Source organism: Actinomadura roseirufa (assembly GCF_900659635.1).
In the GTDB taxonomy this organism is placed as follows: domain Bacteria; phylum Actinomycetota; class Actinomycetes; order Streptosporangiales; family Streptosporangiaceae; genus Spirillospora; species Spirillospora roseirufa.
Genome location: NZ_CAACVB010000001.1, coordinates 80,809 through 96,133, shown reverse-complemented (window position 1 = coordinate 96,133; position 15,325 = coordinate 80,809). Strand labels below are relative to the sequence as shown.

The window sequence follows — 15,325 nt, the reverse complement described above, 5'->3', positions numbered from 1 at the left end:
CCGAGAGCGCCATGACCAAGATCATTCATGGTGGCGGGCGGGCGACCGTCCCGCCCGCCACCCCCCGCCTCCCGCGCATCCGCCCGAAGCGCCCCCGCGGCCCGGCTCGACGGCCCGTCGCCAGGACCGGCACTCCTCTGCTCTTCCTGGCGCCGGGGCTCGCCCTGGTGGTCGCGTTCGTGGTGCTGCCCGTCCTGCACACCCTCTACCTGTCCTTCTTCCACTGGGACGGGGTGACGCCCGGGTCCTGGGCCGGGCTCGCCAACTACCGCGCCATCCTGGACGACCCGGAACTGCGGGCGCTGTTCACCCATTCGCTGGTGCTCATCGTCTTCTACGCCGCGATCCCCATCGCCGCCGGACTGCTGCTGACCAGCCTGCTGGGCCGTACCCGCGTGCGCGGCATGACCGCCTACCGGGTGGTGCTGTTCCTGCCGCAGGCGGTGTCACTGGTCGTCGTCGCCGTGGCCTGGCAGTGGATGTACGCGCAGGACGGCGTCGTCAACCAGTTGCTGAGCCTGGCGGGCGCGCACTCGCGTACCGCCTGGCTGGGCAGCTTCACCTGGGCGTTGCCGGCCATCGGGCTGATCGGCTCATGGCTCCTCAGCGGGCTGTGCATGGTGCTGTTCCTGGCCGGCGTGCAAAGGATCGACCCCGCGCTGTACGACGCCGCGAGGGTCGACGGCGCCGGCGCCTGGCAGGAGTTCCGCCACGTGACCCTCCCCGGCCTGCGGCCCGAACTCGCGGTCGCGCTCACCCTCACCGTGGTGGCCGCACTGCGCAGCTTCGACGTCGTGTACGTGCTGACCAAGGGCGGTCCGGGGACGGCCACCTCGGTTCCCGGTCTGGCGATCTTCCAACGCGCCTTCACCAACGGCCAGGTCGGCTCCGCGGCCGCCCTGGCCGTCGTGCTGACCGTCCTGATCTTCATGGTCACCGCCTTGATCACTCGCATCAGCGGGGAGGGCCGATGAACGCCGTCGTGACCCGCACGAAGGCCCGCGCGGGCACCCATGCCGTCCTGCTGCTGTTCAGCGCGGTCGCGCTGCTGCCGTTCGTCAGCATCCTGCTGATCTCGCTGTACCCGCACGACCAGGCCATCAGCGGACTGGCCCTGCCGCACTCGCTGGACTTCGGCAACTACGCCGACGCGTGGACCACCGGCAATTTCGCCGCCCTGTCGAAATCCAGCGGGATCGTCACCGCGTGCGTCGTCCCCCTGACCAGCCTGGTGAGCGTCCTCAACGGCTACGTCTTCGGCACCATGAACTTCCGCTTCAAGACGCCCTTGTTCTACCTGTTCCTGATCGGCCTGGTCATGCCCTTCGAGGCCACCATCATCCCGCTCTACTACGACCTGCGTGAGTTCGGCCTCGCCAACACCTACCCCGGTCTGATCCTTCCCGAGACCGCGCTCTACCTCAGTTTCGGCACCCTGTGGATGCGGGCGCACTTCCTGACCGCACAGCGGCCGGTCATCGAGGCGGCGCAGATGGAAGGGGCCGGACCCTGGACCATCCTGTGGCGGATCCTGTTGCCCGGAGCCCGTCCGGCCATCACCACCATGATGGCGCTGTTCACCGTCTGGAGCTGGAACGAGTTCCTGCTCGCGCTCGTGCTGGCCCAGGCACCCGACGTGCAGACCGCGCCCGCCGGCCTCGCCTCGTTCGTCGGTGAGCACACCACCGACACCTCAGGGCTCGCCGCCGCCGCGGTCATCGTCACCATCCCCGTGCTCGTCGTGTACGTGCTGCTTCAACGCAGCTTCATCCAGGGCATCGCCTCCGGCGGCGTCAAGGGGTGATCGGAGAGCACCGTGAACGCGTCGGCGTCATCGACTTCCACCTGGACGACAAGGACCCGAACATGACCAGCACCACCGGCGGCCGAGACGGCGGCCTTCCCAGCACCTTCCGCACCAGTGTCCTCACCGGCCCCCGGACGTCCGCCCTGAGCCTCACGAGCGTGCCCGATTGCGGCCCCGGCGAGGTCCTGATCCGAGTCATGCACAACGGCATCTGCGCCAGTGAGCTGCACGCCTGGCAGGAGGGCCCGGGTTCGCAGGTCCACGTTCTGGGCCACGAGGCCGTGGGCGAGATCAAAGCCGTCGGCCCAGGGGTCACCGCCCACCAGGTCGGTGACATCGTCACCGGCCGCATCCTGCGTTCCTTCGCCGAATACGCGCTGGCCGACCAGCGTGACCTGGTGCGAGTGCCGTCCGGGCTGTCCCCGGACACGGTGCTCGGCGAGCCGGTCGGCTGCGTCGTGGAGTGCCTGCGCCGCACCCCGATCGACGTGGCCGACGAGGTCGCGGTGATCGGCGCCGGCTTCATGGGCCTGTGCCTGCTCCAGCTGCTGAGCCACAGCCGCACCGCCCGGGTGACGGCCATCGACCCGCGCCCGGAGGCCCGCGAGCACGCGGCGAAGCATGGCGCCGACGTCGTCCGATCACCTGCCGCCGGCACCGAGCCCGTGACCGGCGAAGCCTTCCACGTGGTCTTCGAGACCTCCGGCAGCCAGGCCGGTCTCGATCTCGCCACCCGGCTGGTCCGGCAACACGGAACGGTGTCGATCCTGGGCTACCACCAAGGGTCGCGCAGCGTGGACATGGAGGCATGGAACTTCAAGGCCATCGACGTCATCAACGCCCACGTCCGGGATCCCGACCGGCTGCGCACCAGCACCGAACGCGGCCTGGCGCTGGCCGCGGCGGGTCGCCTCGACCTCGACTCGCTGATCACCCACCGGTACTCGCTGGCGCAGGTGGACCGGGCCTTCGCCGCCCTCGACGACAAACCCGCCGGATTCATCAAAGCCGTCCTCGACATCGGCCCGCCGTGATCCGCCGTCGGTGGTCTGCCGCCAGGGCCATGGCGGTGCGCGGTGGTCCGTGCGGCCTGACGGTTGCGCCCCATTGCGCAACCCCAGGACGTCACATGGCGGTCAGCTCGCCGAGGAGACCTCGAGTACCGCCTTCCCTTGGACCTTGCGGGAGATGAGGGCCTCCGCGGCTTCGGCGGCGCGGTCCCAGGAGCCGCGCCAGCCGATCTGCGGATCGAGTTCGCCCGCGGCGAGCAGACCGACCAGATGGGCGAGGTCGGGGCCGAAGGGCGCGGCGACGGCGAAGCTCTCCAGCCGCCAGGACCGGTGACCGGAGCGCTGCGCGGCGTCGAGCGTGGTGGGCAGGCCGGACGCCTGCCCGATCCACTGGACCACGCCGCCGTCCTCCACCAGGGTGAGGATGTCGGCGAGCTGGGGCCCGCCGACATTGTCGATCACCCCGTGCACCGGGGCGGGCCGGTCGTCCAGGCCCATGATCACCTCGGCCGCGCCCAGGTCGGCCAGGCCGGCGCCGCGCCCGGGACCGCCGACGACCGCGATGACGTGCGCCCCGGCACGGGCGGCGAGCTGCACCGCGAAACGGCCGACGCCCCCGGAGGCACCGGTGACCAGGACGCGGCGCCCGCCGATCGGTCCGAGAGCCCGCACCGCCTGAAGGGCGCTGACGCCCGCGACCGGCAGGGCGCTCGCCGCACCGAGATCGAGGGAGGCGGGCACCGCCGCCAGCTCCGCGGTGTCGACGGCGCGGAGCTCCGCCCAGGCACCGGTCCAGCCGAAGGTCGCGACCCGGGTCCCCGCCGGGGGCCCGGATCCGTCGGCGGCGGCCCGCACCACGGTGCCCGCCGCGTCCCAGCCGGAGACATGGCCCGCCGGGACCTGGGCGAGGTCGTTCACCTCGCCCCGGTTCAGCGAGATGGCCGCCACCTCGACCAGCGCCTGCCCGTCGGCGGGCACGGGGTCGGGCGCCTCGCCCAGGCGGAGTCCGTGGACGGCGCCGGGGTCATGTACCAGGGCCTTCATCGTCCCGTGACCTCCTGTCTCGATCGGGTCCTGTGGACGATCCGCTCGGCGAGGAGCCGGGGCCGGCTCCAGAAGGGCGAATGCGATGTCGGCAGGACCATCGGGGTGACGCCCAGCCGCGCCGCGTAGGCCTCCTGCACGGCGGGCGGGATCGCGCGGTCGAGCGCGCAGACGACATAGGTCGCGGGCAGCTTCTCCCAGGCCGCGACGTCGGGCCCGCCCTCGGCGCACCGGGTCGACACCGGCCGGAGCCGCCGTACCGCGGCGGCCGAGTCCTCGGGCGGGCAGTCGTTGTAGAAGAGGTCGTGCGCGCGTCCGGGGTCGACGGTCGTCGCGTCCGCCTCCGGGAGGATGGCGTCGATCAGCTCCGGGGTCAGCACCGAGGCGTGGCCCGGCGGCAGGTCGGACGCCTCCAGGTCCTGCGGCCCGCCGGCCGGCGCGACCTTGCCGGCGACGAACATCAGCTCGCGCACGTTGGGCCGGTCGCCGGCCGCGCTGATCACCGAGCCGCCGTAGCTGTGTCCGACCAGCAGCACGGGCCCCGGCACGGACTCGATGACGGACCGGGCGGCCGCGACATCGTCGGTGTAGCTCGTGAAGGGCAGCTCGACCGCCGCGCACGGGACGCCCGCGTCCCGCAGCAGCGGGGTGAGGCGTTCGAACGACCATGCGCCGTGCCAGGCCCCGTGCACGAGCACGACGGTCACAGGGGTCTCGGACACGGTCACGCGCCCTCGACGTTGCCGAAACGCTGAAGCACTCCGGTCTCCAGCAGGTAGCGCGACCCCTCCGGGAGGGGCGGCATGCGCTTGACGTTCGTCATGCCGGGCGCGTACACCTTGTCCAGGTTATCCGGGGTGACCGCCACCATGGGCGGCGCCGTCAGGTCCGGCACCTTCTTCCCCTGGAGGATGGCGGTGCCCATCGCGAGGATGAACTCGCCCCAGTCCTCCCAGAAGCCCTTCGCGCTGGACACCCAGGGGCCGCGCGTCCGCATCGCGTCGATGGCGGGCTGGGTCGCGCCGTAGCCCGCGATCATGGCCTTGCCCTCCCGCCGGGCGGCCTTGACGGCCCGCAGCGCGCCGATCGCGGTGTCGTCGTTGACGGTGTACACGACCACGTTGCGGTCGGCGGGGATCGTCTGGAGCGCCTGCGCCGTGGCGGTGAACCCGCGGTCGATGTCGACGCCGCCGTCGGCCTGGAGTCCCTCCCGTCCCGCGATCGTCGTGGTGGACGGGGTGATCTCCTCGGACCGCACCTTCGTGAAGCCGGGGACCTTCGCCACGAGCTGCTGGTAGAACCACGTGACCGCGATGTTGACGGACGGGCCGAGCTTGGAGGCCTGTTCGAGGAGGATGGTCGTGTTGCCTCCGTTCCATCCCTTGGCCGTCATCTTCTGCGCGATGACCTGGGCCTGCGCCTCGGCGAGGTATTTCTGGTCGAAGTTGAAGAAGCCACAGCCGTCGATGCGGACGTTGACCGCCACACAGGGGATGCCGCTGCGCTTGAAGATGGCCGAGATCCGCGAGGTCGCGTCCGCGATCGGCGCGAACTCGACGAGCAGGTCGGGCTTGCGGGAGACCATCAGGTTGGCGTTCGTGATGGCCGTCGCGGCGTCACCGGAGTTGTCGTAGACCTGCACGTCCACGCCGATCTGCTTGCCCGCCTTGGCGAAGTTCCGCGCCTGGCCGGCGAAGATCTGCGTCGTCATGTTGGGCGCCGCGAAGGTCACCCGCTTCAGCTCGCGGCTGGCCGGAGCCTTCGCGCCGGCGCCGCTTCCGCACGCCGCGACCGCCGGTGCCAGCAGCACGGTGGCCAGGGCCGCGGTCGTCCATGTACGAGTTCTCATCATCATTCTGCCTCTCTCGGCGTTTCCCGTTGTGTGACCGACCGGATGCGTCGGGTCGGTGAGAGGTCCCCCAGCCGGCCGGCCCCGACGGCCAGCAGGAGGACGCTCCCGACGACGATTTGCTGGTAGAAGCTCGGCACCCGCTGCAGGTTCAGCGCGTTGTCGAGCACGCCGAGCAGCGCGACGCCCGTCACCGCGCCGAACACCCCGCCGCGCCCGCCGGTGAGCGCCGCGCCGCCGAGGACGACCGCGGTCAGGCTGGTGAGCGTGGTGTCCGCGCCGATTCCGCCGGTGGCGGCCAGGAGCTGGCTGGCGGCCATCACCCCGGCCAGCGCGGCGAGCACGCCGGAGACTCCGTAGACGGCGACCGTCACCAGTCCCACCCGGACACCGGCCAGCAGGGCGGCCTGCCCGTTGCCGCCGATCATGTAGATGCGGCGGCCGAAGATCGTGTACCGCAGCACCAGGTGGGCGAGCACGATGAGGACCAGGCCGAGCCAGACGAAGGCCGGCAGGTCCAGCCAGAGCGGATCGCCGAGCCGGCCCGCCTCGGCCGCCACCTGCACGGTCAGCCCGTGCGAGACCGCGTAGGCCATGCCCCCGGTGATGGACAGGGAGGCCAGCGTCGCGATCAGGGCGTTGATCCTGAACACGCCGATCACGACGCCGTTGACCACCCCGGTCGCCAGCCCGACCAGCATCGCCAGCAGGACGGCGGGTACGAAGCCCGTCCCGTCGTGGGTCAGCACCGCGAAGGTGACCGCCGCGAGCGGCAGCACGCCGCCGATGGACAGGTCGAACCCGCCCGAGATCACGGCGAGCAGCTGGCCCAGCGAGGCGACCATGATGACCATGGAGCTCGAGGCGATGACGGTGACGTTGCTGTAGGTGGCGAAGCCGTCCACGGACACGGTGAAGGCCGCCACCACGAGGACGAAGAACACCACGACCGCCGAGCCGCCCGGGATCGCCCGGGGCCGGAACCGGGCCTCGCCGGCGCGCCCGCCGTCGTCCTTGCCGGGCCCGCCGGCCGCCGTGGCGGTGCCCGCCGGCCGGAACGTTCTGACCTTCTCGATCACTGGGTGCCTCCCGTGGCCGCGGTGATGACCGCGTTCTCGTTCTTGTCGGCGCCGCCGAGGTCCCGGCGGACGCGGCCGTCCCGGATGACGACCACCCGGTCGCCCACCGCCACCGCCTCGGTGGCGTCGCAGGTGACGACCACGACGGCGGCTCCGGCACGGGCCGCCGCGACGATCAGGCGGTGGATCTGGGCGCGGGCGGCGATGTCCACTCCGCGTGTGGGTTCGTGCAGGACGAGGACGGCGGGGGCCGCGGCGATCCGGCTGGCCAGCAGGACCTTCTGCTGGTTCCCGCCGCTGAGCTCGCCGATCCGCTGGCGCGGGGAGGTGCAGCGGACCCCGTACTCCTTCGCCAGGCCGGCCGCGATCTCCTCCTCTTTGCGCCGGGTGGTGAACCCCAGCCGTGACACGCGGCCGGAGGTCATGAGGGTGAGGTGCTCGGCGATGGAGCGGACGGTGGCGATCCCGTCGGTCTTGCGTTCGGCGGGCACGTACCCGATACCGAGCCGGCGGGCCGCGGCCGGGCTCCGGGGGGCGCTGCGCAGCACCCGCCCGCACACCTCGGTGCGGCCGGCCGTGCCCGCCTGATGCCCGCCGAGCGACCGGGCCAGCGTCTCCGCGCCCGAGCCGAGGATCCCGAAGACCGAGACGACCTCGCCGGCGCGGACGCTGAGGTCGACTCCGTCCAGCGCGGGCACCCGTCCCGACCGCCAGCCGGTCAGGCGCAGCGCGGGTCCGTCCGCCTCCTCCGCCGCCGGCGGGCGGGCCTGGGCCGGGACGGGGGCGGCGGAGTGGTCCGGGCCGAGCAGGTGGCCGACGATCTCCTCCGGTGTCGCCGAGGCGGCCGGCAGGTCGGCGGCGACCCGGCCGTGGCGCAGCACCGTGATCTGGTCGGCGATCTCGGTGCACTCCTCCAGGTGGTGGCTGATGTAGACCAGGGCCACGCCCCTGGCCTTGCAGTCGGCGAGCAGCGTCAGCAGCCTGCGGGCCTCGGGGCGGTGCAGCGAGGCGGTCGGCTCGTCCAGGATGATGAGCCGCGCGTCCCGCAGGAGCGCCTTGGCGATCTCGACGAGCTGCCGCTCGGCCAGGCCGAGCGCGTCCATCGGGGAGTGCAGGTCCAGGTCGAGGCCGAGCTCGGCGAACCGCTCGCCGATCCACGCCCGGTAGCGGCGGCGGGAGGCGATCAGGTGGCGCTTCGGCCAGTTCGCCAGCGCGATGTTCTCCAGCGCGCTGAGCCCGCCGACGTACGCGAGCTCCTGCGGGATGACCGCGACGCCCAGGTCGCGCGCCGCCCGCGGGGTCGGCAGCCGCACCTCGCGGCCGTCCCAGCTGATCCGCCCGCGGGTGGGCTGCTCGACGCCGCTCATGATCTTGGCGAGCGTGGACTTCCCGGAGCCGTTCTCACCCGCCAGCGCGACGCAGCCGCCGGTCTCCAGGTCGAGGTCGATCCCGTGCAGGATCTCGTTCGCGCCGAACCGTTTGTGGACGGAGCGAAGGCTCATCACCGGTGGCGGCATTGGTCGTACCTCCTCGTGGAACCGGCCCGGCTCATGCCGTGACCGACGTGACGGTCGCGTCGGCGACGTCGCCGACGGTGGGGACGTCGTCCCGGCGTAGGCCAGGGGCCGTGTACGCATCGGTGTGGACGGCCTCGTGGCCGCTGCGCGGCACCGGCTCCAGGAGGCCGAGCGGTTCGGCGGTTTTCGGCATGGCTGGACCCACGCTCCTTACATCTGTGTTGTGGGTGGTTCCGGGCAGGGCTTGGTGGGCCGGGGTCTTCAGAGCGCCCGTTGGGTCGCCGGCGGTACGACCAGGCGGCCGGTGCGGAGCAGCGTCGTGGCCATGGACGCCGCCTCGCGCACCTCGCGGGTCAGCAGCGCCTGCCGCTCGGTGAACCGCGACACGGGCACTGACACGGTGAAGGTGCCGGCCGGGGTGCCGGCGCCGTTGAAGAACGGGGCGGCCACGCAGGACACGCCGGAGGCGTACTCCTCCAGGTCCAGGGCGTATCCGCGGTGGCGCACGCGGGCCAGTTCCACGGTCAGCGAGTCGAAGTCGGTGATGGTCCGCGGCGTCAGCGCGTCCAGTGGCACGCCCTCGAACATGGTGGCGACCTGTTCGGTGGGCAGGAAGGCGAGGATGGCCTTGCAGGACGCGCGGGCGTGCATGTTCCCGCTGTATCCGACGTCGAGGGTGCCGACCCGGAGCGCCTGCGCGCCGGTGAGGTAGTGCTGGAGAACGGGGGTGCCGTGATACCAGCCGGAGATGTAGGACGTTTCCTTGGTCTTGTTGTGCAGCCGGGTGAGGATCACCGACAGTCCCGGCAGCGGCCCGGCGCGGCGCTGGAGGTGCCGGCTCAGCGACGCGGCCCGGGGACCGACGTCGTAGCCGCCGCCGGCGAGCCGTACGAGGTAGCCCGTCGCCACCAGGGTCCGCAGCAGGTGGTAGCAGGTCCCGATCTTGATGCCGAGCTGCCTGCTCAGCACCTTCGCGGTGGCGGTGCCGTCGACCGCGGCGACCGCCTCCAGCACCTGCAGGCCGCGGTCGAGCGTGTGCAGGACGGTCGGGGCGTCCTTCTCGGTCTCAGTCACGGTGGGTCACCTCCAGACGGCACAGCGGCAGTACGAGCACCCGCACGGCCTTGACGGCGTCGCGATCGGCGATGTCCTCACCGGGCGGGACGTCCCCATGTCCGTTGAGCACCACGACCGGGCTTTGCTCCCGTCCGGAATGCCGCGCGGCCAGGTGTTCCCGGGCGGCGGCACTCCGTACGGTGGCGGACGGGAGGTCGATCGCACCCTCGGCCGTGGCCTCGGCATGTGCGGGCACCCGCTCGTCGATCCAGCGCTCCTTCATGGGGCGTCACCTCCCGGTCGGCACACTGTGGGGCATGTCCCCGGTCCGCGGGTATCGGCCAGAACTCAGATTTCGACTATCTGAATTTCTCTCTCCCAGGGCCGTGACCTGGTCAGACCTTCCTCAGCGCGGCGTATCCGGGCGGCGGCCTGAACGACCGCTTCAACCGCCGGTGGCCTGCCGGCCACCGCTTCGCCGCGATGGCGTCGACAACGGGACGAGAACCTCGACCGGTGACGGGGGCCTGTGGACGGCCCGGGGCGGCAGCCACGCGGCGCCGTCCCCGGGGGGTGAGAGCGAGCGTGACCAAGCACGCCGCGATCAGAGGGACCTCGCGGTTGCCGAGGGCCATCGTGAAGGCGCCGCGCGCCCGGGTGAGGACGGCGGCGCCTTCCGCAGAACCCCTCCGGGCGGTCACGGAAGGGCTTTGGTCCTGTGCTGGGCGCCCCATTGACCGGGGCGATGCAGAGGTGGATCGATGAGGGACATCGTGATCATGGACGCGCTTCGCACACGGATCGGGAAAAGGTAACGAAGCGCTCGCCGGATTCATCCGGCGGACCTTTCCGCCGCGGGGCGGCAGGCGAGCCGGTCGCCGAGGTTCGCGTCAGCGGATCTCCATCAGTTCGAGGGTCAGCCCCTGCGGGTCGCGGAAGTAGGCCACGCGGCGCCCCGCGTTGGGGCCGGAGGTGATCTCCACCGGGGCGGCACTGCGGGGGACCGCTCCGAGCCGGCTCAACCGGGTGTATTCGGCGTCCAGGTCGTCGGTGTTGAGGCACAGGTGGGCGGTGCCCGGATTCTTGGTCTCGACATCCACCGGGACTCCGGTGGGGCTCAGATACTGGATGAGTTCGAGCAACCCGTCCGAACCGGGAATCCGAAAAATCGCGATGTCCAGTCGCGCGTCCGGATAACCCACCTGAAGCGCGGTGTACGGGGCGTCATAGACCCGCCGCACAAGCGGCTCGGCCTCGAACACCCGCTGATAGAACGCGGCTGCCTCGGAGACATCGGTGACCGTGAAACCGACGTGCGAGAATCCTGTGAGCATTTCCGTCCTTCTCAGAGCCGTTCCGGGTCGATGATCGTGTTCTCCCGGGCGGAGCGGTACATCGCCGCGACGAACCGCACGGCGCCGAGGCCGATGTCGGCGGGGGAGCCGTTGCGGCCCCGGCCGAGCGCGAGGTCCACCAGGTTGCGGACCGGCGCGTGCTCGGGATTGCGTTCGGCCGCCGGCAGCGGTGGCAGCTCGGTCCGGCCGCCGGCGTGATGGACGCTCGCCGTGCCCTGGTTGACGTCCAGCATGATGTGCCCCTCGCGGCCGAAGATCTCCACGCGCATGATCTCCTCGTGGACCGGGAGCACGGACCCGGTGGAGCTCATCGTCCCGATCGCGCCGCCGTCGAACCGGATCGCGATGCCGTCGGCGAGGTCGACGTCCAGCTCGAAGTCGGCGCGGAACGCGGCCACGCCGCGCGGGCACAGTCCCGTCAGCCACAGCAGCAGCGCCGCCGCATGGGTGACCTGGGTCTGCCCCTGCCCGCCGCCGGAGAGGACGGGGTCGCTGTAGGTGCGCGAGCCGGGCGCGTTGACGGTGTAGCCGAACGCCTTCCGGTACTGCTCGGGATCTCCCCGGTAGAGCTCGCGGACCGTGGACGCGTACAGCACCGACACGTGTTCGACCGGGCCGACCGCCCCATCGGCGATCATGTCGCGCAGCCGCAGCACGTGCGCGTTGTAGTGCCACGGATAGTCGATGAGCAGCTCGGCACCGCGGTCGCGGGCGAGCGCGACCAGCTCGCGGGCGTGCGCGGGCTCGATGGTCATCGGCTTCTCCAGCAGCACGTGCGCCCCGCGGTCCAGGGCCAGCCGCGCCACGGGGTGGTGCGCCGTGTGCGGGACCGCGATCACGATGCCGTCCACCGCTACCTCGTCGAGGAGATCGGCCGTATCGGCGAACGTCGCCGGAACGCCGAACGCCTCGGCCGCCGCAGCGAGCCGCGCCGGATCCGGGTCGACCAGGGCGGCGATCCGCGCGTCGGGGTGTGCCGCGAGCGCGGGCAGGTGCGCGTAGGTGGACCACCACCCGCAGCCCACCACCGCGATGCGCGCTGGAGGGCGGCCGTCCCCTCGGGCGGAGGGCGAGGTCATGTCCTCTCCCCGAGACGGAAGACGCGTTCGGCGTTGCCGTGGAACAGCGCGTTCCGTTCGGCGTCGCCGAAATCGGCGATGATCTCGGCGTAGGCGTTCACCACATCGCCGTAGGAGCTGTACAGACGGTCGACGGGCCAGTTCGAGCCGAAGAACGCGCGGTCGGCGCCGAACGCCTCGACGCATTCGATGACCCAGGGGCGCAGCGAGCCGACCGTCCATCGGTGGTCGGCCTGCCCGAGGCCGGAGATCTTGACGACGACGTTCGGGGCCTTGGCCAGGTCGCGCATGGCGGCACGCCACTCCGCGAAGTACGCGACGTCGCGCCGGCGGGGGTATCCGGCGTGATCCACGCACAAGGTGACCTCGGGGTGCCGCTCCGCCAGGCGCCGCGCGGCGCCCATCTCCTCGACGGCGGGATCGTCGCAGCAGACCAGGTCGTACCGGGCCAGCGCGGCGTAGCCCCGGTGCCAGTCCGGGTCGGTCAGGTAGCCGTCGTGACGCAGGTCGCGGATACCGCGCAGATTCGCGAACTCCGCGTGCCGGGAGAGGGTCTCCGCCGCGTCCGGGCGGGCGAGGTCGGCGTAGGCGACGATGCCGTGCGGGGCGCCGAGCCGGTCGGCGAAGCCCTGGAGCCATCGCGTCTCCTCGACCGGGTCGTCGCTTCCGATCGCGGCCTGGACGTGCACGACCTTCGTGACGTTGTGGAAGCGCGTCTCGGCGAGGAAGTCGTCGGCCCAGTAGCGCTGAGCGCGGATCGCCGCGTCGGGGCCGGTGACCTCGTCCACCGGCGCGTCCGGCTCCAGCCAGGCATAACGCAGCTTCGGATGGCTCAGGTCGTGGAAGTGGACGTGCGTGTCCACCAGCGGGACGGCGGCCATCAGCGTACTCCCGGCACGGTGCCGAGACGCGCGCCGCCGTCCACGTCCAAGGTCACGCCGGTCAGGAAACCGGCATGGTCCGACAGGAAGAAGAGCACGGCGTCGGCGACGTCGTCCTCGTCGGCGTTGCGCCCGAGCGGGTTGGTCCGCGCGGTCGCCGACATGACCTCCTCGGGTGACCTCCCCGTCCGCTGGACCTTCCAGTTCAGTACCTCCTGCCCCATCCCGGTCGTGGGGACGCCGACCGGGCAGACGCAGTTGGCCGTGACCTGATCCGGGGCCAGTTCGGCCGCGACCGACTCGGTCAGGCCGATCAGGCCGAACTTCGCGGCCGTGTAAGGCGCCTGCTGGGGGAAGCCGCGCCGGCCGCAGTCCGAGCCCATGGTCACGATCCGGCCCCGGCCGCTGGCCCGCAGTGCCGCGGCGGCGGCCTGGACGGTGATGAACGCTCCCTTCAGGCTCACGTCGAGCGTCCGGTCCCATTCCCGCTCGGTGACGGTCTCCAGGGCTCCGATGTGGAAGACGCCGGCCGAGACGACGAGGGTGTCGAGGCCGCCGAAGGTGTTCTCGGCCATCCCGACCGCGTGGACCATGTCCGCGGTCGATCGGACGTCGGCGGTCACCGCCAGCGCCCGATGGCCCAGCTCGTCCGCGACGGCCACGGCACCGTCGGCGTCGAGGTCCACGACCGTCACGCAGGCACCGGCGGCGTGCAACCGGCGGGCGATGTGCCGCCCGAAGCCGGAGCCGCCACCGGTGATGAACGCCTTGCGATCCTTCGCGATCCGCACCCTGCCTCCTTCGCGGTGTTGCCGGATGCTATAGCACTCGGCTAAGGTGTTGCTATATGCTATAGCAACATGGAAGCAGAGCCATGACACTCGATCCACTCCCTGCCGAGAACCTCGCCGACCGGGTCGCGAGCAGCATCCGCGAGGCGATCCACGAAGGCCGCTACCCGCCCGGCAAGCGCCTGGTCGAGCGCGGCCTGGCCGCCGAGCTCGGCGTCAGCCACATTCCCATCCGCGAGGCGTTGTCGAAGCTCGCCGAGGAGGGACTGGTGGAACGGGAGCCGCGCCGTGGATCGCGTGTCGCCACGCTCACCCACAGGGAACTGGACGAGCTGTGCACGCTGCGCGTCGTGCTGGAGCAGTTCGTGGTCGGGCGCGTCCGGGAACGGCTGACGCCCGACGGCGAGCGGGAACTGCGCGCGATGGTCGCGGCGATGCGCGCCGAGGCGGCCGCCGGCGACTTCCAGCAGGTGCTGCGCATCGACCAGCGCTTCCACGAACGGCTCTGGGAGATGGCCGACCACGACCTGGTCGGCGAACTGGTCACCCAGTTGCGCAGCCGGATCGGCGCCTTCCTGCGCGCCGCCACCGCCGCGTTGCGACCGGAGGAGCTCGAACGGCACGCCGCCACGCACGACGTACTGCTCGATGCGATCCTCGCCACCGACCCCGCGGTCGCGCAGGCGGAGATGGCACGCCACATCGAGGTCGCCGCCGGACGCATCCGCGCGTCGCTGCCGGAGGCCGCCGATGAGTGACCGGGACCTCGTCGTGATCACCGACATCGACCTGCCCGGCGCCGACGGCGTCCTGGGGATCCTGCGCGCCGCCGGGTTACGGGCGAGAGTGGCCCGCTGCCGCACCGAGGGCGACGTCGTCGAGGCGGCCGCGGAGGCCGCCGCGCTGGTCGTGCAGTGGGCGCCCGTCACCGCCGCCGTCCTCGACGGGCTGCCCCGGTGCCGGTTCATCGGACGACTCGGAATCGGCTACGACATGATCGACGTCGCGGCCGCCACCGCGCGCGGCGTCGCGGTCGCCAACACTCCCGACTACTGCGTCGAGGAGGTCGCGGCCCACACGATGGCGCTCGTCATGGCGGCCGGGCGGCGGCTGCTGCCGCTGGACGACGCCGTGCGGCGGCACCGCTGGTCGGTGACCGAGGACGCGCCCGCCGCGTTCCGCCCGTCCCGGACCACGGTGGGCGTCATCGGGTTCGGCCGGATCGGCTCGCGCATCGCCGCGCACGCGGCCGCGCTGGGCTTCCGCGTGGTCGTCCATGACCCGAACGTGCCCGATCACGACATCGAGGCGGCCGGACACCGGCCCGCGGAGCTGGCCGGGACCCTCGCCGCGGCCGACGTGCTGAGCCTGCACGCCCCGCTGACCGCGGGGACCCGCCACCTGCTGGACGCGTCCGCGATCGCCCGGCTGCCGCGCGGCGCGCTGGTCGTGAACACCTGCCGAGGCGGTCTCGTCGACGAGACCGCGCTCGCCGCCGCGCTCGGCGAAGGGCGTCTGTCGGGAGCGGCGCTGGACGTCTTCGAGACCGAGCCGCTGCCCGCCGACAGCCCGCTGCGCGACCTGCCCGGCGTCATCCTCACCCCCCACGCCGCCTGGTACTCGCCACAGGCCCGAACCGAGCTCGGCGAGACGACGGCCCGTCAGGTCGTGGACTTCCTGAACAGGCGGCCCGTCCGGTCGATCGTCAATCCGGAGTACGCATGACGAACCGGACCGCCGCGGTCACCGGGGGCGAGGGCGCCGCGCACGTGACCGCGCCCCTCGCCTCGGCCGAGACCGCTTTCACGATGGGCGCCACCGACGACGTCAACGGCCGCCCGCGCATGGACTGAGCGC

At 72.0% G+C, this 15,325-nt stretch carries 18 protein-coding genes; 6 read left to right on the top strand and 12 right to left on the bottom strand.

Annotation, left to right across the window (positions count from 1 at the left end):
- Positions 1-11: 11 nt before the first annotated feature.
- The 3 genes from E1291_RS00335 to E1291_RS00325 are packed head-to-tail and all read left to right on the top strand — an operon-like array spanning position 12 to position 2,841.
- Positions 12-974, top strand: coding sequence for a carbohydrate ABC transporter permease (locus tag E1291_RS00335; protein WP_131735467.1), 963 nt, complete (start codon positions 12-14; stop codon positions 972-974).
- On the top strand, positions 971-1,804 hold the full coding sequence (locus E1291_RS00330) for a carbohydrate ABC transporter permease (RefSeq protein WP_131735466.1): 834 nt from the start codon (positions 971-973) through the stop codon (positions 1,802-1,804). The genes E1291_RS00335 and E1291_RS00330 overlap by 4 nt, the downstream gene beginning before the upstream one ends.
- Complete coding sequence (locus E1291_RS00325) at positions 1,801-2,841, top strand: zinc-binding dehydrogenase (protein ID WP_131735465.1); 1,041 nt, start codon at positions 1,801-1,803, stop codon at positions 2,839-2,841. The genes E1291_RS00330 and E1291_RS00325 overlap by 4 nt, the downstream gene beginning before the upstream one ends.
- 102 nt (positions 2,842-2,943) lie before the next feature.
- On the opposite strand, the gene E1291_RS00320 is transcribed toward E1291_RS00325, so the two are convergent.
- From E1291_RS00320 to E1291_RS00270, 12 genes are all read right to left on the bottom strand, one after another.
- A complete protein-coding gene (locus E1291_RS00320; RefSeq protein ID WP_131735464.1) occupies positions 2,944-3,861 on the bottom strand; it encodes a zinc-binding dehydrogenase in 918 nt (305 codons plus the stop codon).
- Complete coding sequence (locus E1291_RS00315) at positions 3,858-4,583, bottom strand: alpha/beta fold hydrolase (protein WP_165494882.1); 726 nt, start codon at positions 4,581-4,583, stop codon at positions 3,858-3,860. The genes E1291_RS00320 and E1291_RS00315 overlap by 4 nt, the downstream gene beginning before the upstream one ends.
- 2 nt (positions 4,584-4,585) lie before the next feature.
- The gene (locus tag E1291_RS00310) at positions 4,586-5,710 is read right to left on the bottom strand and encodes a sugar ABC transporter substrate-binding protein (RefSeq protein ID WP_165494881.1); all 1,125 of its coding nucleotides are present in this window, start codon (positions 5,708-5,710) and stop codon (positions 4,586-4,588) included.
- A 2-nt stretch (positions 5,711-5,712) separates the two neighbouring features.
- Positions 5,713-6,789, bottom strand: coding sequence for an ABC transporter permease (locus tag E1291_RS00305; protein WP_131735461.1), 1,077 nt, complete (start codon positions 6,787-6,789; stop codon positions 5,713-5,715).
- A complete protein-coding gene (locus tag E1291_RS00300) occupies positions 6,786-8,306 on the bottom strand; it encodes a sugar ABC transporter ATP-binding protein (RefSeq protein WP_165494880.1) in 1,521 nt (506 codons plus the stop codon). Before E1291_RS00300 ends, E1291_RS00305 begins: the two co-directional genes overlap by 4 nt.
- Before the next feature lie 31 nt (positions 8,307-8,337).
- On the bottom strand, positions 8,338-8,499 hold the full coding sequence (locus E1291_RS41670; protein WP_165494879.1) for a hypothetical protein: 162 nt from the start codon (positions 8,497-8,499) through the stop codon (positions 8,338-8,340).
- Positions 8,500-8,567: 68 nt separating this feature from the next.
- The gene (locus tag E1291_RS00295; protein ID WP_131735459.1) at positions 8,568-9,380 is read right to left on the bottom strand and encodes an IclR family transcriptional regulator; all 813 of its coding nucleotides are present in this window, start codon (positions 9,378-9,380) and stop codon (positions 8,568-8,570) included.
- Positions 9,373-9,645, bottom strand: coding sequence for a hypothetical protein (locus tag E1291_RS00290; RefSeq protein WP_131735458.1), 273 nt, complete (start codon positions 9,643-9,645; stop codon positions 9,373-9,375). Before E1291_RS00290 ends, E1291_RS00295 begins: the two co-directional genes overlap by 8 nt.
- 607 nt (positions 9,646-10,252) lie before the next feature.
- Entirely contained in the window at positions 10,253-10,696 is a 444-nt protein-coding gene (locus E1291_RS00285; RefSeq protein ID WP_131735457.1) for a VOC family protein, read from the bottom strand.
- An 11-nt stretch (positions 10,697-10,707) separates the two neighbouring features.
- Positions 10,708-11,796: a Gfo/Idh/MocA family protein gene (locus tag E1291_RS00280; RefSeq protein WP_131735456.1), complete on the bottom strand. Its 1,089-nt coding sequence runs from the start codon at positions 11,794-11,796 to the stop codon at positions 10,708-10,710.
- Positions 11,793-12,677 carry an amidohydrolase family protein gene (locus tag E1291_RS00275; protein ID WP_131735455.1) on the bottom strand — a complete coding sequence of 295 codons (885 nt, stop codon included), beginning with the start codon at positions 12,675-12,677 and terminating at the stop codon, positions 11,793-11,795. Before E1291_RS00275 ends, E1291_RS00280 begins: the two co-directional genes overlap by 4 nt.
- Complete coding sequence (locus tag E1291_RS00270) at positions 12,677-13,468, bottom strand: SDR family NAD(P)-dependent oxidoreductase (RefSeq protein WP_131735454.1); 792 nt, start codon at positions 13,466-13,468, stop codon at positions 12,677-12,679. Before E1291_RS00270 ends, E1291_RS00275 begins: the two co-directional genes overlap by 1 nt.
- Positions 13,469-13,551: 83 nt before the next feature.
- Between E1291_RS00270 and E1291_RS00265 the strand changes: the two genes are divergently transcribed.
- From E1291_RS00265 to E1291_RS44460, 3 genes are read left to right on the top strand one after another with little or no spacing between them, the layout of a single operon-like run.
- Positions 13,552-14,226 (top strand): GntR family transcriptional regulator, encoded by a 675-nt coding sequence (locus tag E1291_RS00265; protein ID WP_131735453.1) that lies wholly within the window; start codon positions 13,552-13,554, stop codon positions 14,224-14,226.
- Positions 14,219-15,193, top strand: coding sequence for a C-terminal binding protein (locus E1291_RS00260; protein WP_131735452.1), 975 nt, complete (start codon positions 14,219-14,221; stop codon positions 15,191-15,193). The genes E1291_RS00265 and E1291_RS00260 overlap by 8 nt, the downstream gene beginning before the upstream one ends.
- Complete coding sequence (locus E1291_RS44460) at positions 15,190-15,321, top strand: hypothetical protein (protein WP_278045216.1); 132 nt, start codon at positions 15,190-15,192, stop codon at positions 15,319-15,321. Before E1291_RS00260 ends, E1291_RS44460 begins: the two co-directional genes overlap by 4 nt.
- Positions 15,322-15,325: the final 4 nt, after the last annotated feature.